Consider the following 24,718-nt stretch of genomic DNA (forward strand, 5'->3'; position numbering starts at 1 on the left):
GAGATTAGCCGTTGGGAAAGTGTCCAAAAATCCCACGCTCGTTCCTTTTGGATTGCGTTGCCCGTGGCCGACAGCCGTGCGGCACCGGTCCGCGTGGCGGCGTATAATCGGCGGCAGATGACTTGGACGTTAGGAAACCATGACCGATAGCATGCAGCAGATGGCGCTCGACACGCTCGGCGCCTATTTTGGCTACACCTCGTTTCGCCCGGGACAGGACCGCATGGTCGATGCGATCCTTGCCGGTCGCGATGCGCTGGGTGTTATGCCCACGGGTGCCGGCAAGTCCATTTGCTACCAGGTGCCCGCGCTCATGCTGCCCGGCATCACCTTTGTGGTGAGTCCGCTGCTGTCGCTTATGGAGGACCAGACCCGTGCGTTGCTCGCGGCGGGTGCGCGACCCAGCTATCTCAACTCCAGCCTTACGCCGGCTCAGCAAAACACCGTGCTCAAGCGGGCGCGCGAGGGCCGCTACCAGCTTATGTACGTGGCACCCGAGCGCCTGCTCGAGCCGCGCTTTTTAGCCTTTGCGCAGGAGGTCGCGGCGGACGGCGGCGTTGGCGTGCCGCTTGTGGCCATTGACGAGGCCCACTGCGTAAGCCAATGGGGCCAGGATTTCCGTCCCGCTTACCTGCAGATTCGCGAGTTTATCGATTCGCTGCCGCGGCGCCCGATCGTGGCGGCGTTTACCGCCACGGCGACCGAGCGCGTGCGCGCCGACATCCAGCAAATGCTCGGCCTGCAAAACCCGGCGACCGTGGTGACGGGTTTTGATCGCAAGAACCTCTACTTTGGTTGCGAGGAGATGGGCGACAAGGCCAAGACCGCGTGGGTGCGCGACTACGTGATCGCGCATTCGGGCGAGAGCGGCATCGTGTATTGCTCGACCCGCAAGACGGTCGACGCGCTGGCCGCGGAGCTTGCCGAGGTGCTGGACCCCAGCGGCATTCGCGTGGGCCGCTACCATGCCGGCATGGGCAACGACGCTCGCCGTCAGAGCCAGCGCGCCTTCATCGACGATGACATTCAGGTGATGGTTGCCACCAACGCCTTTGGCATGGGCATCGACAAGCCCAACGTGCGCTACGTGATCCACAACAACGTGCCCGAGAGCATCGAGGCCTACTACCAGGAGGCGGGCCGCGCCGGCCGCGATGGCGACCCGGCAAGCTGCCATTTGCTGTGGAACGGCAACGATTTTCGCATGCGCCGCTTTTTGATCGACCGCGGCGATGCGGCCGACGAGGCGCTCGACGACGAGCAGCGCGCGTGGGCGCTCCAGAACCGTTATCGCCTGCTCAGCCAGATGGAGGGCTACTGCAATACCACCGGCTGCCTGCGCGAATACATGCTGCGCTATTTTGGCGACGAGGCGGCGGCCGAGCATGCGGCAGCCGCCGCGGGCGGCACGGCAGACGACGCCGAGGGCTGCGGCAACTGCAGCAACTGTCTCATGCAGTTCGAGGTCGAGGACGTCACCGATATGGCCCGCGCCGCCGTGCGCTATGTGGCCACGCGTCCCATGCGCTTTGGCAAGTCGCTGATCGCCGACGTGCTCCACGGCGGCAACACCGAGCGCATTCGCCAGATGCATCTGGACGAGGAGCGCGGCTACGGTGAGCTGTCGAGCGAATCGGTCGGGCGCATCAAGGACATCATCGGCCAGCTGTGCGGTCGCGGTTATTTGGCCACCTCGCAGGGGCAGTACCCGGTCGTGGGGCTGGGTCCGCGTGCCGTCGAGGTCGAGGATGAGGCGTTCGCCTTTACCGTTAAGCGTCGTGCGTCCAAGCGCAAGGCCTCGGCCCGCGCCCGCCGCGCCGTCGATCTGCTGCGCGAGGAGGCCGAGCTGGATCAGCGCCCGCGCGTTGGCGACGATGCCGAGCTGTTCGAGCGCCTGCGTGCCCTCCGCAAGGAGATCTCGACCGAGCTGGAGATGGCGCCGTATATGGTCTTTTCCGACAAGGCCCTGCGCGGCCTGTGCCGCCTGCGTCCGCAGACGCGCGAGGAGCTGATCCAGGTCAACGGCATTGGCGAGAAAAAAGCCGACGCCTTTGGCGAGCAGTTTATGGCGGCGATTGAAGAATTTGAGTCCGAGCATGCGCGGGATGGAGTGTAACGATGGCATTCGACGATAAAACCGACCGCACTGACGTGCCCGCCGTGCCGCTGTACCAGCAGGTCATGGACGACCTAAAGGGCGAGATCGCGCGCGGCGTGTACCCCGCCGGCTCGCGCATCCCTGCCGAGATGGAGCTCGCGAAGTCCTACGGCGTGGGGCGCATCACCGTGCGCCGTGCCATCGAGGAGCTGTCGCGCGCGGGGTATCTCAACCGCCAGCAGGGGAGGGGCACGTTTGTGTGCGCCCCCAAGCTCAAGCGCAAGATTCGCCAGAAGGGTGACGTCCAGAGCTTTACTGAGGGTTGTGCTGCCAACGACATGGTGCCGGGTGCGCGTCTGGTGTCGCGCACGGTGGTCGCGGCGACTCACGAGGATGCGGCGTTCTTTGGCGTGGAGCCCGGCTGCGAGCTTATCGTGGTCGAGCGCGTGCGCACGGCCGACGGCATCCCCGTCATGCTCGAGAACAACGCCTTTGTGCTCGCCGACCATCCCTACCTGCAGACGCTGGCCGACGAGGACCTCACCGATAACTCAATCTTTGCGCTCGTTGCCGAGCATTCGGGTCGCGCGCCGCTCAAGTCCGACCCCTGCACCGTGGAGATTGCGCTTGCCGATACTCAGACGGCCCCGCTGCTGGAGGTGCCGGTCGGCGAGCCTCTCTTCTATATGGAGGCCTACTTTACCGACGCCGGCGGGCGCCCTCTACTGCTCGGCCGCCAAAAGATCGTGGGCTCGCGCTACGTCTTCGACATCTAACATACACAGATAGAACAACATAGAACAAATTTGCCGAGATGACTTCACGGGCTTTGTTACACGTGTTATAAATAGGACAACATAGAACGACAGCAGGTACGAGCCGCCGTCGCTCAAAGCCGCCCCACAAGGAGGAACATCAGGATGAACGCACATGATCTGGTTCAGGAAATCATCGAGCGCAAGGGCAAGATCGAGAACGTCTTTTGGATCGCTTGCGGCGGTTCGATGATCGATCTCATGCCGGCCAACGAGCTGCTCAAGCGTGAGGCCACCACGTTTACCTCGACGGTCTACACGGCACGCGAGTTTTGCCTGATGGCTCCCAAGAGTCTTGGCGAGAAGTCGCTCGTCATCGCCTGCAGCCACAGCGGCAACACGCAGGAGGTCGTCGACGGCTGCGAGATGGCGCTGGCCGCCGGTGCCGAGGTCATTGCCCTTACCGACTGCGAGGGCTCAAAGATCGACAACGGCAAGTGGACTACCTGGGTCTATCCGTGGGGTGAGGGCGTGTCGCAGGCCGAGGTGCCGCAGGGCATTGGCGCTCTGATCGCCGCCGAGTTGCTCGACCAGCAGGAAGGCTACGAGTCACTCGCCGACATGTATGAGGGCCTCAAGCAGATGGATGCGCTGCTGCCCGCCGCCCGTGAGAAGGTCAACGCCGAGCTGGGCGCCCGCTTTGCCGAGCTCTGCCAGCAGCACAAGTTCTTCTATATCCTGGGCTCCGGTCCCAACTTTAGCCAGACCTATGCCATGGCGATTTGCTCGCTCATGGAGATGCAGTGGCAGCACTGCTGCTACATCCACTCCGGCGAGTACTTCCACGGCCCGTTCGAAGCCACCGAGCCCGGCGTGTTCTACTTTGTGCAGCTCGGATCGGGCGAGTGCCGCCCCATGGAGGAGCGCGCTCTTGCGTTCCTCAACACGCACACCGATACCGTCATGGTGCTCGATGCGCTCGAGTACGGCGTGGGTGAAGTGCCTGCCAGCGTGCGTTCGTACCTGGAGCCGATCTTCTTCTACAACATGAGCTGCGAGCTGCGCGCCGCCCGCGGAAAGGTGTTCGACCACAGCCCTGAGATTCGTCGCTACATGGGCATCGAGCAGTACTAGGTAACGGGAAAAGCATTCACCTTCGATTCGCAAGCGAACAGCGTGCGTAAAAAGCGGGCCGCGCCGGTGGGTTTCCGGCGCGGCCCGCTTAGTATCGCGCATAGATTCGCAAGGTTGCGGCAGCCAGCGGCTTACTTGGCGTCGTAGGCCTCGGTATCCCACCAGTCGAGCTGGGCGATGTTGTCGCGGATGTGCTGGCAGCTCTTGTGGAAGCCCTCGAGCTCGTGCTCGGAAAGGTCGAGTGTGTAGACCTCCTCGACGCCCTCGGCACCGATCACGCACGGCAGGGAGGTAAAGATACCCTCCTCGCCATACTGGCCGGTCATAAGCGTAGAGGCCGAAAGCACGGCGTGCTCGTTGTGCAGCACGGCGGCGCAGACGCGCGCGGCGGAGTTGGCGACAGCGTACTCGGTGCACTGCTTGCCCTGGTAGGTTACGTAGCCGCCCTTGCGCGCGAGCTCCTCGATCTCCATGTGGTCGAAGGCATACTTGTCGGGGTTCTCGGCCTGAAGCTCGTTAAGGCTCTTGCCGGCGATGGTTGCGGCCTTAAAGGCGGCAAGCTGGCTAAAGCCGTGCTCGCCGATCATGTAGGCGTCGATGGACTTGGGGCTCACGCCGACCTTCTTGGAGATCTCGGTGCGCAGGCGGGCGGAGTCCAGGCCGCAGCCCGAGCCGATGATCTTCTTGGGATCGTAGCCGGTCAGGTGCCACAGCTCGGTGCACACGACGTCGCAGGGGTTGGAGATGCTCACGAGGATGCCGTCAAAGCCGGCGTCGACGATGCGCTTGGCAAAGGTGCGGGCGGCGTCGGTGGTAAAGAACAGCTCACCGTCGCGGTTGCCGGCGGCCAGCGCGACCTTGCCGGCAGCGTTGACGATGACGTCGCAGCAGGCCAGCTCCTCGTAGTGGTCGTAGCAGTTGACGATCTTGGTGTTGTACGGGACAAACGAAAGGGAGTCGCGCAGGTCCTGGACCTCGGACGTCACCTTGGCCTCGTTGATATCGCACAGGTACAGCTCATCGGCAATGCCCTGCATAAGCAGGCTGTTGGCAACATGTGCTCCTACGTGGCCCTGGCCGACCACACCGATCTTACGCGTCTGGTACATATACGTATCCTTTCGGCCGAGTTTTTCGCGTCGAACCATTGTAGCGTCCTGCTGCCACTTTGCTAGGCTAAAGCGCAATAGATTTTTGGGCATGCCTTAATCTCTACTTTTGGAGTGATTTGGGCCGCTGACGGCATCGCTGGGCGATGTGCTCGCGCGGATGGGGCCGCTCGTTGTACCATAGCTGCAACTGACTCGTAAGGAGCATCCATGCCCATTCGCATCCCCGACGCCCTCCCTGCCGCCGCGCAGCTCGAGAGCGAGAACATCTTTGTCATGACCGAGTACCGCGCGCTGCACCAGGACATCCGTCCGCTGCGCGTGCTCATCCTCAACCTCATGCCCACCAAGATTGCCACCGAGACGCAGATCATGCGCAAACTCTCCAACACGCCGCTGCAGGTGGAAGTGGACCTGCTGCGCACCAAGACGCACGAGGCCACGCACGTGAGCGCCGGCCACCTGGAGACGTTCTACCGCACGTTCGACGACATCCGCGACATCCACTACGACGGCCTGATCATCACGGGCGCGCCGGTGGAGCAGATGCCGTTCGAAGAGGTCGACTACTGGCCCGAGCTCTGCCAGATCATGGACTGGTCTACCACGCATGTACACTCTACGCTGCACATTTGTTGGGGCGCACAGGCCGGTCTGTACCATCATTACGGTATCCAGAAGTATGACCTACCGGCAAAGGCGAGTGGCGTATTTGAGCATTATCTGGTGAAGCCGCAAAGCCCGCTGGTCCGCGGCTTTGACGACCGTTTCTATGCCGTGCATTCGCGCAACACCGATGTGCGCCGCGAGGACGTGGAGGCCGAGCCGCAGCTTGAGGTTGTGGCCGTGTCTGACGAGGTTGGCCTGTACATCGTCAAGTCGACCGACAGCCGTCGCTTCTTTGTCTTTGGCCATCCCGAGTACGATACCGACACGTTGCGCCTGGAGTACGAGCGCGACGTGAAGCGCGGGCTCAGCCCCCAGGTTCCGGCGCATTACTTCCCGAATGACGACCCCACGGCCGAGCCGCGCAACGTCTGGCGCAGCCAGGCTCAGTTGCTCTACACCAACTGGCTCAACTACTACGTCTACCAGACCACGCCCTACGACCTGGCCCGCGCCGGCGAGGAGCACTGGGCCGTCGGGAGGTGCGCCAGCCGTTAGGCGCTGACGATGTGGGGCAGCGGCAGGTCGTGAGCGTCGGTGGGAACGCGGTCGACGCGCTGTTCGTCAAAGGCGATGCCGATGATCTGGCATGTGGCCGAAAGCGTGGGCAGGTAGCGGTCGTAACAACCGCCGCCGTAGCCCAGGCGCGCGCCGGTTTGGTCGAAGGCCACGAGCGGCACGACGATCATGTCGAGAGCTTCGGCAGGCATGATGGGGAAGCGGTCGCTGTCGATGTCCGTGGCCGCGAAGGCCCGCGTGGGGTGGGCGATAAACGGAGCCGCGGACGCATCGTCGGCGGCAACTGCCCGCATGCACATGCGCTGGCCACAAGCTGCGGCATCAATTGCCGAGAGCATGCACGGATAGGCTACGCGCCAGCCGCGCACGGCGGCCGCAACGGCAAACGCGGCAGGGTCTGCCTCGGAACCCATCGCGGCATAGACGGCAACGGTGCGCGGCGCCGCGGCATCCAAGCGGCCCAGCAGCTCAACCAGCCGCGCACAGATATCAGCAGACTTCGCCGCCCGCACATCCAAATCGAGAGCATCGCGCCGAGCAATCACCGCCCGCCGCAACTCAGCCTTGTCCATCCCGGCCCTCTCTCCCAAACCTACCAAAAAGGGACAGGTTTATTTTGGCAGGCTTTATCTGGGCAAACGTCGAAGCCGCCACAAAGGCGCCCTTTGTGGCGGCTTCGACTCGACGTTGGCTTCACAGCGCCGCAGCGATCGCTTCAGTCACAAACTTATTGAGTGACTCACCCTTCTTTGCCGCTGCCAGCGCTGCTTGCTTGTGGAGCTCAGAGCCCGTTCTTACGTTGAACGAGCCCTTAAAAGCCCGCTCGGGTTCCTTGCCCTTCTCGGCGCAAAACTCAAGGTAATCGTCGACGGCGTCGTGGAAGCATTGCTCCACTTCTTCAGCCGTGGAGCCTTCAAATACGATTGCGTCCCTAATGCCGGCGACCATACCTGTTAGCACATGCTGTTCGGCATCGAACTCGACCGGGGCGAAATAACCCTTGTATGCCAAAACGTTACTCATGACTACCTCCGACATCTTGCAGAAAGCGAACGATGTTTCGAATGGTCCCCGCTGTCAATTCGTCAGATGGATGAGGCGCGTGCATTACGAACATCCTGCCATCTGATGGCCTGTAGAAGCGAACGCGCGATCCGGATGTCTTGCCTTTGCGGTCCATTTCAAAGCCATATGAAGCCATAACTTTAAGAAAGTCAGCGAATCTATACGTTGAAGGACAGCTAAGCAGCTGGGCGATGAGTTTATCGGATCGAGCCATCCCGCCTCACATTCTGCAACTATATTCTAGTTGCAATTTCAGTTTGATGCAAGCACCTCTACTATAGAACATGTGTGCGTATAGAACAAGTGTTCGAATCACAACTGAGGAAGGAGACAGGCACCTTTGTGGTGGTCTGTGCTGTGGAGTGGGCGTCTGCGGCGGTTTGTCTCAATCTGTAACAGTAACTCGGCAAAATTGGACCTAGATGTTGCAGATTGAGACAAACCGCCGCGGTGGGCTGCGCCACCCCGCTCAAACCGCAGAAAAAAGGTAGATTTTCAGACATGTCCCAAAAATCTACCTTTGCCGTGCGTTAGCCCATCAGGTCGACGACGTTAAAGTCGGCGTTGCTCTTGGCGATGACTTCGCGGCCGCCAAAGACGCAGGTGGGCGACTCGGCTGCGATGCGCGTCACGTCGGCGCCGAGCGAGCGGAGCTCACCGGGCGTGGCGGCGAGCATCTGGGCGCGGCGCTCCTCGCGTGCGTGCGGATCGAGCCCGGCCAGGTAGGTCGTGTTGCGGCGCTTGGTGAGCGCGTACGGCTTCACCGGTGCGTCCATGCCGCTCACGCAGCTCACGATAAAGCCCTCAAAGGCGGCCTCGTCGGGCTCAAAGCTGCCGAGCCATTCGCCTGCGCGCTCCACGCGCTCAATCGAAGGATCGATTGCCGGGTCGCGGTAGGTGTAGAACGCCGCCTGACGCTCACCGGCTGCGCGGAATCCGCAGCCGTACGCACCGCCCTTCACGCGAATCTCGTTCCACAGGTAGTCGTAGGAGAGTGCGTTGGCAGCCACGGCCCAAGCGCCTGTCACGTCAATGCCCAAGCGACGCGGATCGCACGCACACGCGGCAAAGCAGATGTCGCTGGGGATCACGAAAGCCTCGTGGCGGTCGCACGGCGCCGGCACCACGAGCGCGTCGCGGCCGGCATCGGCGCCGTCGCCAGCGTCCAGCCCCAGGTCGCCCGCGGCATCCCAGTATGCGTCAAAGTCCTCGTCGCTGCCGGTAAAGCTCGCCATGCAGCCATCGGCCACAAAGATGCGCTCCGCCAGCTCGGCAAGCTTGGTACGCAGCCCGTCCACGCGCTCGTCAAAGTGCTCGAGCAAATCGCGCAGGAACAGGTAGAAGTCTACGCCCGAGAGCTGCTCACGCACCACGGCCGAAGGCGAGCTGTAGCTCATCGCGCGACCGAGCGCCGCCGAGTGACCGTTGTTGATAAAGCCCTGCTCAAGCCCAATACGAATCTGCGTGAGCACGTCGCGCACGCGGTCGGCGTCGGCATCTGCCAAAAGCGTGCTCGACCATACCTCGCGCGGCAGGCTCGCCAGCGCATCGATCTTCTCGGACAGGGCGCCGGCGCTCACCAGCAGGTAGGGGCGTACGCCGTCCACTTCGGGCTGCGTCATGACTTCGGTCGTAAAGCTCAAAAAGCCGAGCTTGCCAGCGAGCAAGTTGTCGAGTTCTTCGGCCGAGCGCTCGCGCGTGGGCAGCTGCTTAAACAGGCGGCAGAGCAGTGTCGCATAGGGCAGATCCTCAAACGCGACGCAGCTCAGGTCGAAATACTGCATGGCGTAGGCCAGACGGTTGGTGGGGATGCCGTGGCGCAGGCAGGGGATGGGTGCGGTCGTGTCCACGATCAGCGGCGGCTCGGGGCGCGCCTCGCCAATGTCGGACACGCGCAGGCGCGGCAGCGTGGCCTTGGCCTCGGGCGTGTCTTCCGCCTCCTGCGCGGCACGCAGCGCGGCCGTGCGCTCGATCACGTCGGCCAGCTCGGCATCGGTCATGGCGTCCCGCTTGGCTGCCAGCTCGGCGGCCTCGGCACCCTCCGAACCCTCGGTGGCGTCCACCGGCACCAGCTCGACCAGTGCCATGTGATCGTTCTGCAGCACCAGCTCGCGCAGCAGGTCCTCAAAATAGCTGCCGTCCAGCTCGCCGCGCAGTTCCTCGTACACCGGGCCATACTTGAGCGCCAGCGTCGCGGCGTCGTCATCGTAGAGCCAGGTACTCAGCGCGTCGCACGCAATGGCCACGCCGTCGGCGATACCGTAGTCGCGCTGGCGCAGGTCGTATTCGTTGCTGCTGATGATGGCTTCCAGGCGCTCGCGCGGAACGCCGTGCTCGCACAGGTCGCGGCAGGCGTCCTGGAATACGCGACGCAGCTCGCGCGCCACGTCGGGCTGCGCGTTTTGCAGCATGATGAGCTCGTAGGGCTGCAGGCTCTCGGCCGCGGTATAGCTCACCACGTTGCCGCCCAGGCCGGCGGCCAGAATTGCCTTCTTAACCGGCGCTTCGTTGGAGCCCAGCAGCGCCTCGAACAGGATATCCGCCGCGATCGTGCGCTTGCGGTCGAGCGCGCTGCCCAGCACCAGGCCCAGGCCAACCAGGGCGTTCTCGGGCGTGGTTGCCATCTCGATGCGCTTATACTCACAGGTCACGGGCGCTTGCACGCCCAGCGGATTGGGCGCCAGTGCGGACGGGTCCTCGCCGGCGGCAACGGCAGTGTCCATGCGGCGGCTCGCGGCACTCGGCTGCGACAGATAGCGCTCGTCCAAAAAGGCCAGTGCTCGGTCCACGTCCAGGTCGCCGTAGAGCGTTATATAAGAGTTGGAAGGATTGTAGTGGCGCGCGTGCGTGTCCAGGAACTGCTCGTAGGTGAGCGTGGGAATCGCGCGCGGGTCGCCGCCGCTCTCGTGCGCATAGGCGGTGTCGGGATAGAGCGCGGCGTTAACAGCATCGTCCAGCACGCTCATGGGGTCGGACAGCGCGCCCTTCATTTCGTTGAACACCACACCGTTATAGCGCAGCGTGCCCTCGCGCAGGCTCGCGGAGCTGCCGTCGACCTCGCCCTCGGCGCTCTCTGGCAGGTCCAGTTCGTAGTGCCAGCCCTCCTGCTCAAAAATAGTCGGCTTGGTGTAGATGGCCGGGTTGAACACCGCGTCCAGGTACACGTCCATCAGGTTGTACAGGTCCTGCTCGTTGGTGGTGGCAACGGGGTAGATGGTTTTGTCGGGGTAGGTCATGGCGTTGAGGAACGTCTGCATGGAGCTCTTGATCAGATCGACGAATGGCTCCTTGACGGGGAACTTGGCCGATCCGCACAGCACCGAGTGCTCAAGAATATGGAACACGCCGGTGGAATCGGCCGGCGGCGTCTTAAAGCCAATGGCAAAGGCCTTGTTTTCGTCGTCGCACGCCAGGTACAGCAGGCGAGCGCCCGATGCGGTGTGGCGCAGCACGTAGGCGTCCGAGTCGAGCTCGGGCACGGTCTCGCGGCGCTCGACGGCAAAGCCGTGGCAGGTGGTGCCGGGCACCAGCAGTGCGGCGGCAGCGGTGCGCGGGTCGGTTGAGGTGGTGGACATATGCAGTCTCCTTTGACGCCCCAGCGGGGGCGAATCGAGTCGAATCCTCGAGAGTATACCCATATGGGGCCCTCGACCAATCTGCCGGATGAGCGTGGATTTTCGGACACACGAGCGTGGAAATTCGGACGCCCACCAAATGAGCGTGGATTTTCGGACGAAATCGGCTTCCAAAAGCCCAAAAACCGTCCAAATATCCACCCTCATTTCCCGACCGTCCAAAATCCACGCTCATCCGCCGCCCGCACATCTCTCATATCTCATTCGTCTCTAATATGAGAGATGACAGGAAGAGGAGAGAAAAATATGAGAGATAACTAAGCAGCAAAGAGACAGGCAATCATGGTATTGTCTCAATACCGATTGTTCTACCAGCAAAAATATGTATAAATGAAGCAAATGGTAGACATTCTATCTCTATCTATCTCTTATCTCTAAGCCGAGAGATAGAGAGATAGATGAGAGATAATTACGAGAGATAACTGAGAGACGAGGGAAATCTATCCGCGGCATTCTCCGCAGGACCGAGCGAAAGGACGTGCAGATGAACGAAAACGAGCTGACCGGTCTGCTTGAGTCTTTAAGGCGTATGGGCTCGGATGATCTTAACGTCGAAGTGAAGGAGAGCGCCACGACGCTTTCCCGCGACGTGTGGGAAACGGTGAGCGCATTCGCGAACACTGCCGGCGGAATCATCGTGCTCGGAGTGAGTGAGCGCGCAGGTTTTGTCCCGGTTGAGAACTTCGAGACCGAGAAAGTGCTCAACCAATTTGTGTCAGGCATGGGTGATGCGGGCGGTCGAGGAAAGCTGGCCAATCCGCCCAAATACACGATCGAGCGAGTGGAGCTTCAGGGCGTCATCGTTCTCGTCATTACGATTGAGGAGCTCGATCCGTCGAGCAAGCCCTGCTATGTCATAGAGCGGGGCGCCCAGGGCGGCAGCTACAAGCGCATCGATGACAAAGATGTGCCGCTTTCATCGACCGAGGTGCTCGCATTGGCGTCATACGGTCGAGCGACTCCGAGCGATCGCGACGCGGTGGCGGGTGCGGGCGCGGACGATCTCGACGAGACGCTGGTCGACCGTACGATAGATCGGGCTTTCTCGTTGACGCCTCGGGCAATGCGCGGCGCGCCGGACAAACAAACGAAGCTGGAGCGCCTAAATATCCTTGATTCCAGGGCAATGTCACCAAGGCTGGACTCCTAGTTGCGGGCACCTACCCTCAGCAGTTTTATCCCAAGCTCTTTATCGACATGGCTGTCTATGCGGGGACCCGGAAAGGCACGGCGGGGTCGCTGAGGTTCATGGACCGCACAATCTGTGAGGGAACGTTGGGCGAGATGATCTCGGATGCCGTCGCGGCCGTCGCCAAGAATTTGCGGCGAACCTCGACCGTCCAAGGTGTCTCGCGTGTCGACTCGCTGGAGATCCCCGAGGAGGTTCTGCGCGAGGCAATCGCCAACGCCGTAATCCATCGAGAATATGGGGATCGGTTCTGTGGACAATCGATTACCGTCGACGTCTTTGACGATCGTGTCGAGGTGACGAATCCTGGCGGCCTTTACGGGGGAAAGACTCGCGAGAACTTGTTTGACGGCAGCTCCCGATGCCGTAACGCGACGCTCGTGAAACTCATGTCGATTGTCCCGCTGCCGGATGGCGCAGGTTCGCCGGCTGAGGGCAATGGCTCGGGCATCCCGATGATGATCGATGCCATGCGCGCGCATGGTCTGGCCGAGCCCCTGTTCTGCCCGGGGTTCGATCGGTTCAAGGTCGTACTTTACCGTTCAAAGATCGAGCCGGTCGATCATGGCGGGGGCTTAATTGTGACGGCGCTCAAACACTACGGCGAGCTGGGGACGCGCGAGTTGGCAGAGCACACAGGGCTCACAATTTCCCAGGTTAGGTCGCGCGTCAACGCGCTCATTGCTCAAGGCGAGCTTGAGCCCACGGCGCCGGCGACGAGCCGCAACCGCAAGTATCGACTGTCGGAGCGCGTGGGATAGATGCGTTAGTGGACGAGGCGACCCAATAATCGACCCTCGATTGGCGTCCATTAAGGTAAAGCGGTTGTTGCCCAGTCGACGGTGATGCTAAAGACTCGGCTTACGCCGGCATGGCCCCGAACCCGTCCATCAAGAACAGCCTAAGAACCAGCTTGATGACATATCCCGGTTTGACTTCTGCCGCGTCAAAGACGTGGTGCTCGGCGAGCTCGCTGCAGTATGCATAGATGTCGCGGATAAGGTCCGCGCCCGAAAGCGTAAACATGTAGCCTGCGTCCGAAAGCGCATTGGGCGCGGCGGGCAACTTGGCCATGTGGCAGAACGTTTGCAGGTCGGGCGCCATAACATTCTGGTAGTCGAGGTGGCCGCTGGTATCCTGTGCGGCAAGCTCCAATTGGCGCACAAAATCCAGCGCCGCCGCTAACACAAAGCTCGGCGTAGGCGCATTGACGTCCTGAGTGGTCGCCACAAGCCTGCCCGCCGCCTGCGTGACAAGCCAAGCGACCTCGCGCTGGCAACGCACGGCCTTGCGCGTAACCGGCTTGATGGACGAAGAAGAAACGCTTCCCTTAGGCGGATTCGAAACAGCCACAAGAACCTCCCATGAACGACCCGGCCCAACAAGCCCGGATGAAACACGTGCTACATCAGTATACAGGGGAGTGGGGTAGCGGGGTACAAGCGCGCCAGCGGCAAACCGAGAGCATCAACGATGTGCCGATCGCGGAATGAGATCTTGTAATAATTGACTCTCGGCCATATCATTGAGGGGCATGACTCGCGTTCGTATGGTTGTAGGTGCTGGCGATGAACGACATTGACCTTGCTGTTCCGTTGATGGATGGACCAAGCTATGACCGCGCCTGCAGTCTCGTGCCTTCCGAATACGTTGAGGCATGGGAGTGGTTTCTGGGTGAGGAACAGCGCGGCGGCGTTTGGACCAGCCTTCCGCACCACACCAAGGAAGATAGCCCTCAGTATCAGTATCGTTTGAGAATTGGCTCGGACTTCTTTCCCGTAACGCGGGATTCAGGGATCTTCTGGCCGGGCCAGGATCGGGTGAAGCAAGATCCCAATAAGATCTTTGCGCTTTCGGTCCATAACTCTAAAAAGAGCTTCTACACCGATGTGCCTCCGCTCTATTTGGACGATGGTACGTGGGTCATTAAGTACTCGGTTCAAGCGCCGGGTACCGTTGGTTTTCGAGACCAGAATTACAACCGTAAAATGCTCAACTGCATGGAATGTGGCGTTCCAGTCGGAGTCATATTTGCAACCGAGGTGGGCTACAAGGTGCTCGGCCTTGCGTTTGTTGAACGGTTCGAGCCCGAAAACGAATGGTTTGTTCTGCACGGTCCTGTTCATAAAGGCGGACCGGACCCTCGTTTTGCGCCCGACATGAGTTATCTGAAGCACATGCCCGTCGATATTGAGTTTGCCGGACAGGGTACGACCGACGACGAAAAGGTCCGCTATGCGTTAAGGCGCGAGCGATTGGGGCAGCAATGGTTCCGCAAGCAGCTCGTTGCCGCCTATGATGGCCGTTGCGCGGTGTCGGACTGCGGCGTCAGCGAAGCTCTGGAGGCTGCACATATCGAGAATTACTCGGGACCCAAATCGCAGGTTGCCAGCAACGGCATTCTGCTTCGACGCGATCTTCATTCCCTATTTGATGCTCACCTGATTTCGTTTGAGCCTGTTTGCGGCGAATATCGGCTGTGCGGATCGTACCTGCTGGATAAGACCGGCTACGCTTCCTTTGCGGGTGCGACGCTAAGGCAGCCGAATGAGCGTCAGTGGCGACCCAATACGGTGTTTCTTGAGGCCCATCGCATTGAGTTCGATCGCTCGGAAAAGAAGCGTGAAAAGGCGGGGCTTCCGCCGTATTAGCGTATTTGGCTTTGGCATTCTTTGACGATCGTGTTGTTTGATCGGATCGCGTGGCGATGCAATCTCGCGCACGCCCGCCGGTGCATGCTCTTCCTGTTTTGTATAGCGAGAGTGGAGCGTGTATGAGCTGGCGAGGCGATATTGCGATGGGGAAGTACGGAAAACTGCCGTGTGCCCTTATAGACAACAATATGTTTCCGAGCGTAGAGGTTGATTGCGGGTCGTTTGTCGTCACCTGCCCTTGCTGCGGCTCGCAAATACCGTGTCTCGACATTCGGTTCATCGATGCGCGCGACAGGTTCAGCGACGAAGTGAGAAAACAGACAGGCGTTCATATGCCGGTGTATCCGGAGAAATGCCCTGTTTGTGGCCTCGATATCGTGTATGACGCCGGCGACGAGGGATAGGTGATGCGGAGGAGTTGGCTGTGAGTGTCTTTTGCCTCTACAAATAAATCCCCTCACCGAGTTGCTTGTGGAACTCGGCGTGATGGTCGCGTGCCCAGGTAAAGAGCGCCTGGTCAAAGTCGGTACGCGTGACCGGGACGCCAAAGACGCCGGCAACTTCGACGCGTATAAACTCCAGTGCCGGCAGCTTGTTGATGGCAGTGAGGGCAAACGGGGACGAGGGCTCCTCGAACAGATAGCGGCTGCCTTGCAGCGCGTCGCAACTGGTGCACGTGTTGCCGAGCGACGGGGCTTTGGAGGCCCGCGCGCCTACGGGCTTGTAGCCGCAGCGCTTATGAAGGTAGTCGCGGATCTCGCCCGGCACGCAGCCAAGAGCGGGCACGATGGCGAGTGCGTTGGCGTTGGCCGTGTCGATGGCAATGTGCCCGGATTCGTTGGGCGCGTGCGCGATGGCGACGCTCTCGTCGTTATCGGTTCGATAGGGAATGCCGAAGGCCGCGACCGAGGTCTCTTTGTGACACTTCCAGCACTCGCGCTTGCCCAGTACTAGATATATATACGGCGCTGAGGGGTCGGATCGGTCAACACCGGGCAGCCACTCGGCAAAGGGCTCGGGGTTGACGCCGCTGGGTACATACCAGACCTTCTTGGTCCGGTCCCATTTGGCGCCCAGCGCCTTGGCTTCTTCTTTGTGCGAAAAGGGGACATCGAGCTCGGTGCGCATGGCGGCTCCTTGGTGCTGCAGGTGCAAGTGGCCCAAGGATACCGCAGGGCGCAGACATCGCGGCGTTTTGCTGAGAAGTTGCGGTGCGGACTGATTGGTTATGCCGATGGATAGATCGGCAAGTAGATGGTCGGATTTTGGCTAGTTGGGCGGTTGGAGCTGCCAGCGGATTTGGCGACATAAAACAAAACAGCCCAGAGGACATAGCCTCTGAGCTGCGAACATTTGGTGGGCGTTAGAAGATTTGAACTTCTGACCTCTTCCGTGTCAGGGAAGCGCTCTCCCCCTGAGCTAAACGCCCGATCAAGGGTGCGCAAGCGCGCAAGGGATAATATAACGGAGCCTGAACTCGGTGGCAAGAACATTTTTAAAAATCGCTTACATTGTGGAATTCGGGGGCTTTGTCATATCCATTTCAAAAGAGCCTGCTGCCGCGATTTGGCTGTCGCATAATGCAAGGCCATTGCGGTATCGAGCTATGGAAAGACGCCTGCGGAATTGTCCTACCGATAAGCGGACAAGCCTCCAGCTGGTGGCTTCGCCGTGGTAAGGTAAGCCGAATTGTTTCTAGGCTGTTTCGGGGGAGTGGAATGAGCAAAGAGTGTGTCGAGCAGGTCGAAGGCACAGGGGCTTCGGTGCCGATGACCGATATATCGAACATTGATGTGCCCGAGGGCACCGACGAGCTCAGCCGCAACACCCGTCGCGCCTGGCGCGAGCGCCTTAACGATGCGTCGTCGCGCAAGATGATCACGGGCGTCTTGGCTACGCTGGTGGGCGGTTCGTTTTGGGGCTTCTCGGGCACCAGCGCGAGCTTTCTGTTCGATATCTACCACGTCGACACCTTGTGGCTTATGAGCGCGCGTCAGATTCTCGCCGGTCTACTCTTTATGGCCGTGGTTGTTACGCGCGACCGCGAGCGCCTGATTAAGCTCTGGACCACACCCGCCGATCGCAAGCAGCTGCTGCTCTTTACCGCCTTTGGCCTGCTGTTCAATCAGTTTTGCTATCTTTCGGCCGTGCGCCTGACGAACGCCGGAACCGCGACGGTGCTCCAGTGCCTGCAGCTCGTTATCATCATGGGCTACGCCTGCGTGACCGATCGCCGCATGCCGCGTACTCGCGAAGTCGTCGGCATTGGCCTGGCTCTGGGTGGAACCTTTTTAATCGCCACCGGCGGCGACCCCACCAGCCTGAATATCTCGCCGCTTGGCCTGGCAGCAGGTCTTATGTGTGCGGTCAGCGCCGCGTGTATGGCGGTGATTCCCGCCAAGATCCTGCCCGAATACGGTAGCCCCATCGTCACGGGCTCGGCAATGCTCACGGCGGGCGTGGTCTCATGTGTCTTCGTGCAGCCCTGGGCGCATATGCCGGCGCTCGATGCCGCCGGTATCGAGGCGCTCGCGGTGTTCGTGGTTATCGGCTCGTTTTTTGCTTACATGCTCTATATGCAGGGCGTTAAGGACATCGGCTCGGTGCGTGCGAGCCTCATCGGAACTGTGGAGCCGGTTTCGGCGACCATCACCAGCGCCGTTATGCTGGGCACGGTGTTTTTGCCGACCGACCTTATCGGCTTTGCCATGATCATCGTGATGATGTTCCTCACGGTGTAGTTGACGCCGCCGCCAAGACAGAAAAGGTGTTGTGCCGCATTTTCGCCAATTGATGTCCGTGTCTGGAGTTTAGCTGTCGATGCTCAAAATGCCATAAACTAGTAACGATATGGACTTTTTCATTGCGACTCAATTGCGAGGATTTCTTTATGGCTGGTAATCACTTTAAGGGCAGCGATAGCGGCCGTCCTGCAGTTCCGCCGCGTCCGAACGGGGCTGGTAAGGCCGGCACGCCGGGCGACGCTGGACAGGGCGGCTCCGGTAAGCGCGTGTCCCCGGGCGAGACGGCGATGTTTACCGCTCTGTACGAGCAGTCTCAAAAGGCAAAAAAGACCGGCCGTGCAAGAGGGAATGTCTTTGCGGGCGGTGCAACCTCCGCGTCGCAGCCGAGCGGGGCTCCTTCGGTACCTGCGAACAACGCAGGTGCTGCCAACGCCGCGAATGCCGCCGGCAACGTTAATGCCGGCAAGGCCGACAACAATACTCCCTCTGCCGGTGGCGCGGGGCTTACGGGTAACCTTGGCACGATCTACACCGGCGCCTCCGAGACTGGCACGTTCGCCCGCCTGGATGATAGCGGTGCCGAGTTTGCGGGCTCGGGTTCCAAGGAAGATTATTACGATTTTGGCTTGAACTACGGTAGCGACGCTTCGTCGAGTTCGACCTCTGACGGTCTGGTCCGTCATCGCCATCGCAAGGGCGAGCGCAAAAAGCGTCACACCGGCGCCATTATTGCCGCTGTACTCGCGGTGCTTCTCGTTGCGCTTGGCGCAAGCGGCTTTATGCTGCTTAACTCGGCAAAGACCGTAAAGAGCGAAGCGAAGGAGGCTGTCGAGATCGTCGGTGGCCTTAAGGACAAGGTCACGTCGGGCGATTTTTCGACGCTGCCTGACGACGCGAAGAAGATCGATGAACTCTGCGACAGCATGAAGGCGGAGACTTCGAGCCCGCTGTGGACGGCGGCTTCGTTTATCCCGGTGTATGGCAGTGACATCAACGCAGCCCGCACCATGATTGATGCCCTGTCCGATGTCTCGAGCAACGCGCTGGTTCCCATGGCCGACAACCTTTCGCAGGCCACGCCCGGCAAGCTGTTCCAGGACGGCATGATTAACGTGTCCGCGCTGCAGGCGGTCGCCGATTCGCTTTCCAGCAGCTCAAAGGTGTTCAAGAGCGCCAACGAGAAGGTCCAGGGCATTGGCGATACTCATATTTCCCAGGTGACCGAGCTGGTCGATAAGGCCAAGGACGGCTTTGCCACCCTCAACGGCGCGGTTGACGCGGCGGAGAAGGTCGCCCCCGTCCTTCCCCAGATGCTCGGCGCCAACGGCCAGACGCGCAACTACCTTGTGTACGCCATGAACAACGTCGAGATTCGTGCTTGCGGTGGCTTTGGCGGTTCGCAGGGCCTGATTTCGGTCACCGACGGCCAGATGTCGATTGGCGAGTTTGTTCCCTGCATTGCGCGCAGCAAAGACGAGGCGGTTGAGAGCGTCGACGAAGAAGATGAGACGCTGTTTGGTGACCACAGCAACCTATACATCTCGGGCAACACCTATTCGCCCGACTGGCCCCGTAATTCGCAGCGTGTCGCCGCGCTGTGGAAGTCTGAATATGGTCAGGACGTCGATGGCGTCATTGGTATCGATCCGGTATTCCTGCAGTATCTGTTGGGCCTCGTGGGTAATGTTTCACTGCCCGACGGTACAGTCGTTGACGGCACTAACGCGGCGAAGGTGCTTATGCATGATGTGTACTGGAACTATCCGGTCGAGGAGTCGGACGGCATCTTTGCATCCGTCGCCAGCGCTGCCTTCGACAAGATCCTTGGCGGTATCGGCGACGTCGATGTTGCGAACCTTGTCAGCGCCGTTGAGCGCGGTGCCGAAGAGGGCCGCCTGATCGCGTGGATGAAAAACGATGACGAGCAGAACGCTATCAAGGAGATGAACATCGACGCCTCACTGCCCGATCCGGATGACCCGAGTGAAGATCCCGTTGCTGGTGTCTACTTTAACAACCTGAGCTTCTCCAAGCTCGACTGGTATCTGAACGCCGATACGCAGATTGGTCAGGGCGTGAAGAACGGCGACGGCGCTTGCTCGTATCGCATCACCGTTACCCTGACGAACATCATGACGCAGGAGGAGGCAGGTAAGCTGCCCGACTACGTAGCGGCCAGTGCGCCTGGGACCTCGCGTGACGATGAGCGCTTGTATGTATCACTGTTTGCGCCGACAGGCGGCAGCATTACCGATCTAAACGTCGAGGGGACTCAGTTTGGACTGTTCGCTGCCACTTGGCACGGAGTTCCCTGCTATTCAGGAACCGTTGACCTGCATGCTGGCGAGACGACGACGATCACGTATACGCTGACCACGTCGGCCGAGGCGGGGGACAAGCCGCTTACGCTGCGTCAGACTCCTACATGCCAGGCGGCTCGCGACAGCGCGTCGGCGTAGGGTTTTTCTGGTAGCGCAGATAATCGAGTACCATTTTGGGGCGGACAGGCAATCTGTTCGCCCCTATTTTGTAAGGAGAGCGCATGAAGTACTTTGGCACCGACGGCTTTCGCGGCGAGGCCAACGTTGGGCTGACGGTAGAGCACGCTTATAAGATTGGCCGTTTTGTGGGCTGGTATTACGGCGCCAACCGCAGTGCTAAGGCGCGCGTTATCGTGGGCAAGGACACACGTCGCTCGAGTTATATGTTCGAGGCGGCGCTGGTGAGCGGTCTGGTCGCGAGCGGTGCGGACGCCTATATGCTGCACGTGATCCCCACGCCGGGCGTAGCGCATCAGACCGTGGAGGGCTGCTTCGATTGCGGCATCATGATCAGCGCGAGCCACAACCCGTTTTGCGATAACGGCATTAAGCTCGTCAATAGCGACGGCTTTAAGATGGACGAGGACGTACTGGAGCTCATCGAGGACTATATCGATGGCAAGAGCGAGGTGCCGCTGGCCACGGGCAACCACATCGGCGCCACGGTGGACTACATGCAGGGCCGCAACCGCTACATTGCTTCGCTCATCGCCAGCGCGAACTTTTCGTTGCAGGGCGTCAAGATCGGCATCGACTGCGCCAACGGCTCGGCTTCCTCGGTGGCCAAGCCGGTGTTTGACGCGCTGGGCGCCGACGTGCGCGTGATCAACGCCGCGCCCGATGGCTTTAACATCAACGTCGACTGCGGCTCCACGCATATGGAGCGCCTGCAGCGCCACGTGGTGGAGCAGGGCCTGGACGTGGGTTTTGCCTACGACGGCGATGCCGACCGCTGCCTGGCCGTGGATGAGCGCGGTCGCGTGGTAGACGGCGACCAGATTTTGTACGTGTGCGGCGTGTATCTGAACAAGCACGGTCGCCTCTCGGGCGGTACCGTGGTGCCGACGATTGCCAGTAACTTTGGCCTTGTCAAGTCGTTGGAGCTTGCCGGCCTGAGCGCCGTGACCAGCGGCGTGGGCGACCGTCACGTGTATGCCAAGATGCGCGAGGGCGGCTACAGCCTGGGCGGCGAGCAGACGGGCCATACGATCTTTGGCGATATCGAGCGCACGGGCGACGGCATTATGACTTCGCTGCGCGTGATGGAAGTGATTCGTGCCGAGCGCGAGACGCTCTCGCAGCTCACGGCTCCGTGCAAGTTGCTGCCGCAGGCGCAGGTGGCCGTGCGCGTGGCGGACAAGGACGCCGCGCTCGAGAACATGGGCGTGCAGAACGCCATCGCCGAGGCCGAGGCTGCGCTGGCAGGCGAGGGCCGCGTGCTCGTGCGCAAGAGCGGAACCGAGTCGGTTATCCGCGTGCTGGCCGAGGCGCCCGACCAAGCATCTGCCGATGCCGCCATGAAGCGCATCGCCGCCGCGCTGGAAGCTCTGTAAGGTAGTCATTGGGGACGTTCTTAAACAACTAGGTGGAAAGGGGACGCCGCGGATTGGTTCCGCGGCGTCCCCTTTGCGTTGGCGTGTCGGTTATGCCTTACAGCTCGTAGAGCGTGGTGAACTTGTCCTGCAGGTAGCTGCAGTAGTAGCGGGCATCGAACGCCATGCCGCACGCGCCCTTGATGAGCTCCGGCGCGTCCTTGGCGCGGCCCCACTGCCAAATGTGCTCGCCCAGCCAGGCGCGGACGGGCGCCAAATCGCCGTTCACACAGGCGCTGGTAAGGTCGACGCCGTCGCGGCACATGGCCGGCACGAACATGGCGTCGTAGGCGCTGCCCAGCGCATACGTGGGGAAGTAGCCAAACGAGCCGCCGCTCCAGTGCGTATCCTGTAGGCAGCCGTGCGTGTCGTCGGGAACGGGAATGCCCAGGTACTCATCCATAAAGCGATTCCAAAGTGCGGGGATGTCCTTGGCCGTTGCCTCGCCGGCAAACAGCATGCGCTCGATCTCGTAGCGCACCATAACGTGCAGCGGATAGGTGAGCTCGTCGGCCTCGGTGCGGATCAGCGAAGGCTGCGCGATGTTCACGGCGTGGTAGAGCGTGTCCTCGTCGACGTCGCCGTAGACCTCGGGTGCGTGGCGGCGCAGCACCTCGAGCAGCGGTCCCATAAAGGCGCGGCTGCGACCCACGGTGTTCTCGAAAAAGCGGCTCTGGCTCTCGTGGATGCCCATGGAGGTGCCGCCCTCAAGACAGGTGCGCGCATAGGCGGGATTGACGCCCAGCTCGTACATGGCATGTCCCGCCTCGTGGATGATGCTGTAGACGTTGGAGATGCAATCGTTCTCGTAGATGTGTGTCGCGATGCGCGCGTCACCCACGGCAAAGCCTTCGCTAAACGGGTGTTCGGTAAAGGCAAGCGTGGTGTCGTTCAGGTTCAGGCCGACGAGCTTCATAAGGTCGAAGCTCATGGCGCGCTGGGCGGCCTCGGGCACGCGGGCGTGCAAAAAGTCGGTAGCGGGCTGCTGGCCGCGCTCGCCGATGGCGTGCACGAGCGGCACGACCGTCGCCTTGACCTCATCGCAAAACGCATCGAAGCTCTCGGCAGAAAGGCCGCGCTCGTACTGGTCGAGCCAAACGTCGTATGGGTCGCGCTTGGGGTCCATGAGTTCGGCCTGATGCTTAAGCTGGGCGACGATTTTATCCACATAGGGCTCAAAACTCGCCCAGTCGTTGGCCGTCTTGGCCTTGTGCCACACGGCGTCGGCCTCGCAGGTGAGCCTGGTCCAGGCCTCGGCCTCCTCGGTAGGAATAACGCTTGCCTCGCGCTGGTCGCGGCCGAGCACGCGAATCTCGTCGAGCAGCTGCGGGTCGTCGATCTTTTCGCCCGCGACCGTCTCACGCGCGAGAGAGTGCACGAGCTCAACGGACTTTTTGCTGGTCAGGAGCTTGTGATGTTCGCCGGCAAGGGTCCCCATAGCATCGGCGCGGGCCGCGGCGCCGTTGGCGGGGGCAATCGTCGCGCCATCGAACTCGGCAATCTTGAGCAGGTATTCACGAGTCAACAGCTTGCCCTCGAGCTTGCGGAATTTTTTGACGGCCTTATCGACCTTCATGCCTTTGGGCGTCTTGCCCACTGCGGGCTTGGTCTTCTTATCGTGCTTCTTACCCATACCATATCCTTGATCTCGCGAGCCGAGCGCCATGGATGGGCGCACGGCCAGTTTGCACAGCTACCTGCCTTGTACCCAGCACGAACAAAACGGAACGCGGCGATATGCTCGCAGAATGTGTTATCCTATAGCCCAATGCGTTGACGGAGAGGGTTTTGCCCGCCGCGTCGCCGGCAAGAGAGGGAAGGTCATGGGCTGCAAGCCTTCCTGCGGTGACAAGGGCCAAGCGTTCACTCCCGAGCAGCGACCTCAACGGGCGCGCGGCCAGCGGCGGCGATGTCCCCAGTAGGGAAGCCGTGAGCCTCGCGACAAGGGGCACAGAGTGGGCGCGGCGGGCCAGACATCCGCCGGGTCAAACAAGGTGGTACCGCGGAATTCAACCGTCCTTGGGCAATGCACATGCCCGAGGGCGGTTTTTTGTTACCGAACCGGGCCGCACATTCGCAGCGCCGGGTGGCTCCAACCGCCGCGGCAAGTGGATGCGCGAGAGACGAAAGGGAAGACATGAGTCTGATTGATGATCTGGTCAAACTCGAGGAAGAGGCCAAGGAGCTCGTCGCAGGCGCCGACGACGCCGCAAAGCTCGAGGCCGCGCGCGTTGAGCTGCTCGGCCGCAAGGGCCGCATCACCGGCCTGATGCGCATGATGGGCAAGCTCGCCCCCGAGGATCGCCCCGTGATGGGCAAGCGCGCCAACGAGATGCGCCAGCTGATCGAGGGCATGCTCGACGAGCGCACGACCGAGATGAAGGCCGCCGCCCTCAAGCACGCATTGGAGCACGACGCCGTCGACATCACGCTGCCGGGCATCCGTCCGCAGATCGGTCACCAGCACCTGATCAAGCAGATCATCGAGGAGGCCGAGGACATCTTCTGCGGCATCGGCTACACCGTCGAGTCCGGTCCCATGGTCGACACCTCCTACTACAACTTCACCGCGCTCAACGCCCCCATGGATCACCCGAGCCGCTCGGCCCGCGACACCTTCTACGTGGTCGACAACAACCCCGGCAGCGTCGCGCACCCCGAGGCGCATGCCCATGGCGAGTCCGACGTACTGCTGCGCACCCAGACCTCGGGCGTGCAGATCCACACCATGGAGTCGCAAAAGCCGCCCATCTACATGATCTGCCCGGGCACCGTCTACCGTCCCGACACGGCCGACGCCTGCCACCTGCCGCAGTTCAACCAGATCGAGGGCCTGGTCGTCGACGAGGGCATCACCTTTGGCGACCTTAAGGGCACGCTCGACTACTTTGTTAAGTGCATGTTTGGCGAGGACCGCAAGACGCGTTACCGCCCGCACTTCTTCCCCTTCACCGAGCCTTCCTGCGAGGTGGACGTAAGCTGCCACGTCTGCGGCGGCAAGGGCTGCAACTTCTGCAAGCACAGCGGCTGGATCGAGATCCTGGGCTGCGGCATGGTCGACCCCAACGTCCTGATCAACTGCGGCATCGACCCCGAGAAGTACACCGGCTTCGCCTTTGGTATTGGCGCCGAGCGCGTCGCGGCACTGCGCTACGACCTGCCGGACCTGCGAACGCTCATGACAGGTGATATGCGCTTCTTGAACCAATTTTAAGTTGACCTGTCCCGGCGGCTTCC

19 protein-coding genes and 1 tRNA gene are annotated in these 24,718 nt (G+C 61.2%); 11 read left to right on the forward strand and 9 right to left on the reverse strand.

The features are described from left to right. The first annotated feature begins 139 nt into the window (after nt 1–139). From I2D57_RS04050 to I2D57_RS04060, 3 genes are all read left to right on the forward strand, one after another. The gene (locus tag I2D57_RS04050) at nt 140–2,116 is read left to right on the forward strand and encodes a RecQ family ATP-dependent DNA helicase (RefSeq protein WP_195361573.1); all 1,977 of its coding nucleotides are present in this window, start codon (nt 140–142) and stop codon (nt 2,114–2,116) included. A 2-nt stretch (nt 2,117–2,118) separates the two neighbouring features. Then, the gene (locus tag I2D57_RS04055; RefSeq protein ID WP_035136787.1) at nt 2,119–2,874 is read left to right on the forward strand and encodes a GntR family transcriptional regulator; all 756 of its coding nucleotides are present in this window, start codon (nt 2,119–2,121) and stop codon (nt 2,872–2,874) included. Nucleotides 2,875–3,018: 144 nt separating this feature from the next. Continuing rightward, entirely contained in the window at nt 3,019–3,987 is a 969-nt protein-coding gene (locus I2D57_RS04060; protein WP_195361574.1) for an SIS domain-containing protein, read from the forward strand. Nucleotides 3,988–4,118: 131 nt separating this feature from the next. Here I2D57_RS04060 and I2D57_RS04065 read toward each other — a convergent pair whose 3' ends face one another. Then, nucleotides 4,119–5,096, reverse strand: coding sequence for an L-lactate dehydrogenase (locus tag I2D57_RS04065; RefSeq protein WP_195361575.1), 978 nt, complete (start codon nt 5,094–5,096; stop codon nt 4,119–4,121). Nucleotides 5,097–5,306: 210 nt separating this feature from the next. On the opposite strand from I2D57_RS04065, the gene metA reads away from it, so the two are divergent. Continuing rightward, on the forward strand, nt 5,307–6,260 hold the full coding sequence (gene metA, locus I2D57_RS04070) for a homoserine O-acetyltransferase MetA (RefSeq protein ID WP_195361576.1): 954 nt from the start codon (nt 5,307–5,309) through the stop codon (nt 6,258–6,260). On the opposite strand, the gene I2D57_RS04075 is transcribed toward metA, so the two are convergent. From I2D57_RS04075 to I2D57_RS04090, 4 genes are all read right to left on the reverse strand, one after another. Further along, the gene (locus I2D57_RS04075; RefSeq protein WP_195361577.1) at nt 6,257–6,853 is read right to left on the reverse strand and encodes a 5-formyltetrahydrofolate cyclo-ligase; all 597 of its coding nucleotides are present in this window, start codon (nt 6,851–6,853) and stop codon (nt 6,257–6,259) included. The genes metA and I2D57_RS04075 overlap by 4 nt on opposite strands. Nucleotides 6,854–6,974: 121 nt before the next feature. After that, nucleotides 6,975–7,304: a type II toxin-antitoxin system HicB family antitoxin gene (locus tag I2D57_RS04080; RefSeq protein WP_022094981.1), complete on the reverse strand. Its 330-nt coding sequence runs from the start codon at nt 7,302–7,304 to the stop codon at nt 6,975–6,977. Beyond that, nucleotides 7,297–7,560, reverse strand: coding sequence for a type II toxin-antitoxin system HicA family toxin (locus I2D57_RS10095; RefSeq protein ID WP_195361578.1), 264 nt, complete (start codon nt 7,558–7,560; stop codon nt 7,297–7,299). Before I2D57_RS10095 ends, I2D57_RS04080 begins: the two co-directional genes overlap by 8 nt. A 316-nt stretch (nt 7,561–7,876) precedes the next feature. Beyond that, the gene (locus tag I2D57_RS04090) at nt 7,877–10,921 is read right to left on the reverse strand and encodes an insulinase family protein (RefSeq protein ID WP_195361579.1); all 3,045 of its coding nucleotides are present in this window, start codon (nt 10,919–10,921) and stop codon (nt 7,877–7,879) included. A 544-nt stretch (nt 10,922–11,465) separates the two neighbouring features. On the opposite strand from I2D57_RS04090, the gene I2D57_RS09870 reads away from it, so the two are divergent. Both I2D57_RS09870 and I2D57_RS09875 read left to right on the forward strand, forming a co-directional pair. Then, nucleotides 11,466–12,131 carry an AlbA family DNA-binding domain-containing protein gene (locus I2D57_RS09870; protein ID WP_229055620.1) on the forward strand — a complete coding sequence of 222 codons (666 nt, stop codon included), beginning with the start codon at nt 11,466–11,468 and terminating at the stop codon, nt 12,129–12,131. 98 nt (nt 12,132–12,229) lie between these two features. Continuing rightward, nucleotides 12,230–12,931: an ATP-binding protein gene (locus tag I2D57_RS09875; RefSeq protein ID WP_229055621.1), complete on the forward strand. Its 702-nt coding sequence runs from the start codon at nt 12,230–12,232 to the stop codon at nt 12,929–12,931. 100 nt (nt 12,932–13,031) lie between these two features. Here the strand turns inward: I2D57_RS09875 and I2D57_RS04100 are convergent, their stop codons facing one another. After that, nucleotides 13,032–13,523, reverse strand: a complete 492-nt coding sequence (locus I2D57_RS04100) for a hypothetical protein (protein ID WP_195361580.1) — start codon at nt 13,521–13,523, stop codon at nt 13,032–13,034. A 215-nt stretch (nt 13,524–13,738) separates the two neighbouring features. Here I2D57_RS04100 and I2D57_RS04105 point away from each other — a divergent pair, with 215 nt between their 5' ends. Next, complete coding sequence (locus tag I2D57_RS04105; protein ID WP_195361581.1) at nt 13,739–14,821, forward strand: HNH endonuclease; 1,083 nt, start codon at nt 13,739–13,741, stop codon at nt 14,819–14,821. Nucleotides 14,822–15,265: 444 nt separating this feature from the next. On the opposite strand, the gene I2D57_RS04115 is transcribed toward I2D57_RS04105, so the two are convergent. After that, nucleotides 15,266–15,952 carry a DUF5710 domain-containing protein gene (locus tag I2D57_RS04115; protein ID WP_195361583.1) on the reverse strand — a complete coding sequence of 229 codons (687 nt, stop codon included), beginning with the start codon at nt 15,950–15,952 and terminating at the stop codon, nt 15,266–15,268. 226 nt (nt 15,953–16,178) lie between these two features. Further along, nucleotides 16,179–16,253, reverse strand: a tRNA-Val gene (locus I2D57_RS04120). A 289-nt stretch (nt 16,254–16,542) separates the two neighbouring features. On the opposite strand from I2D57_RS04120, the gene I2D57_RS04125 reads away from it, so the two are divergent. From I2D57_RS04125 to glmM, 3 genes are all read left to right on the forward strand, one after another. Next, nucleotides 16,543–17,565 (forward strand): DMT family transporter, encoded by a 1,023-nt coding sequence (locus I2D57_RS04125; protein WP_195361584.1) that lies wholly within the window; start codon nt 16,543–16,545, stop codon nt 17,563–17,565. Between the two features lie 149 nt (nt 17,566–17,714). Next, nucleotides 17,715–20,027, forward strand: coding sequence for a DUF4012 domain-containing protein (locus I2D57_RS04130; RefSeq protein ID WP_195361585.1), 2,313 nt, complete (start codon nt 17,715–17,717; stop codon nt 20,025–20,027). 83 nt (nt 20,028–20,110) lie between these two features. Beyond that, nucleotides 20,111–21,442: a phosphoglucosamine mutase gene (gene glmM, locus I2D57_RS04135; RefSeq protein ID WP_161115731.1), complete on the forward strand. Its 1,332-nt coding sequence runs from the start codon at nt 20,111–20,113 to the stop codon at nt 21,440–21,442. A 97-nt stretch (nt 21,443–21,539) separates the two neighbouring features. On the opposite strand, the gene I2D57_RS04140 is transcribed toward glmM, so the two are convergent. Next, nucleotides 21,540–23,114 (reverse strand): carboxypeptidase M32, encoded by a 1,575-nt coding sequence (locus I2D57_RS04140; RefSeq protein ID WP_195361586.1) that lies wholly within the window; start codon nt 23,112–23,114, stop codon nt 21,540–21,542. A gap of 504 nt (nt 23,115–23,618) precedes the next feature. On the opposite strand from I2D57_RS04140, the gene pheS reads away from it, so the two are divergent. Next, a complete protein-coding gene (pheS, locus tag I2D57_RS04145) occupies nt 23,619–24,695 on the forward strand; it encodes a phenylalanine--tRNA ligase subunit alpha (protein WP_117797200.1) in 1,077 nt (358 codons plus the stop codon). Nucleotides 24,696–24,718: the final 23 nt, after the last annotated feature.

The organism is Collinsella aerofaciens, assembly GCF_015553355.1.
GTDB classification, from domain to species: Bacteria; Actinomycetota; Coriobacteriia; order Coriobacteriales; family Coriobacteriaceae; genus Collinsella; species Collinsella aerofaciens_V.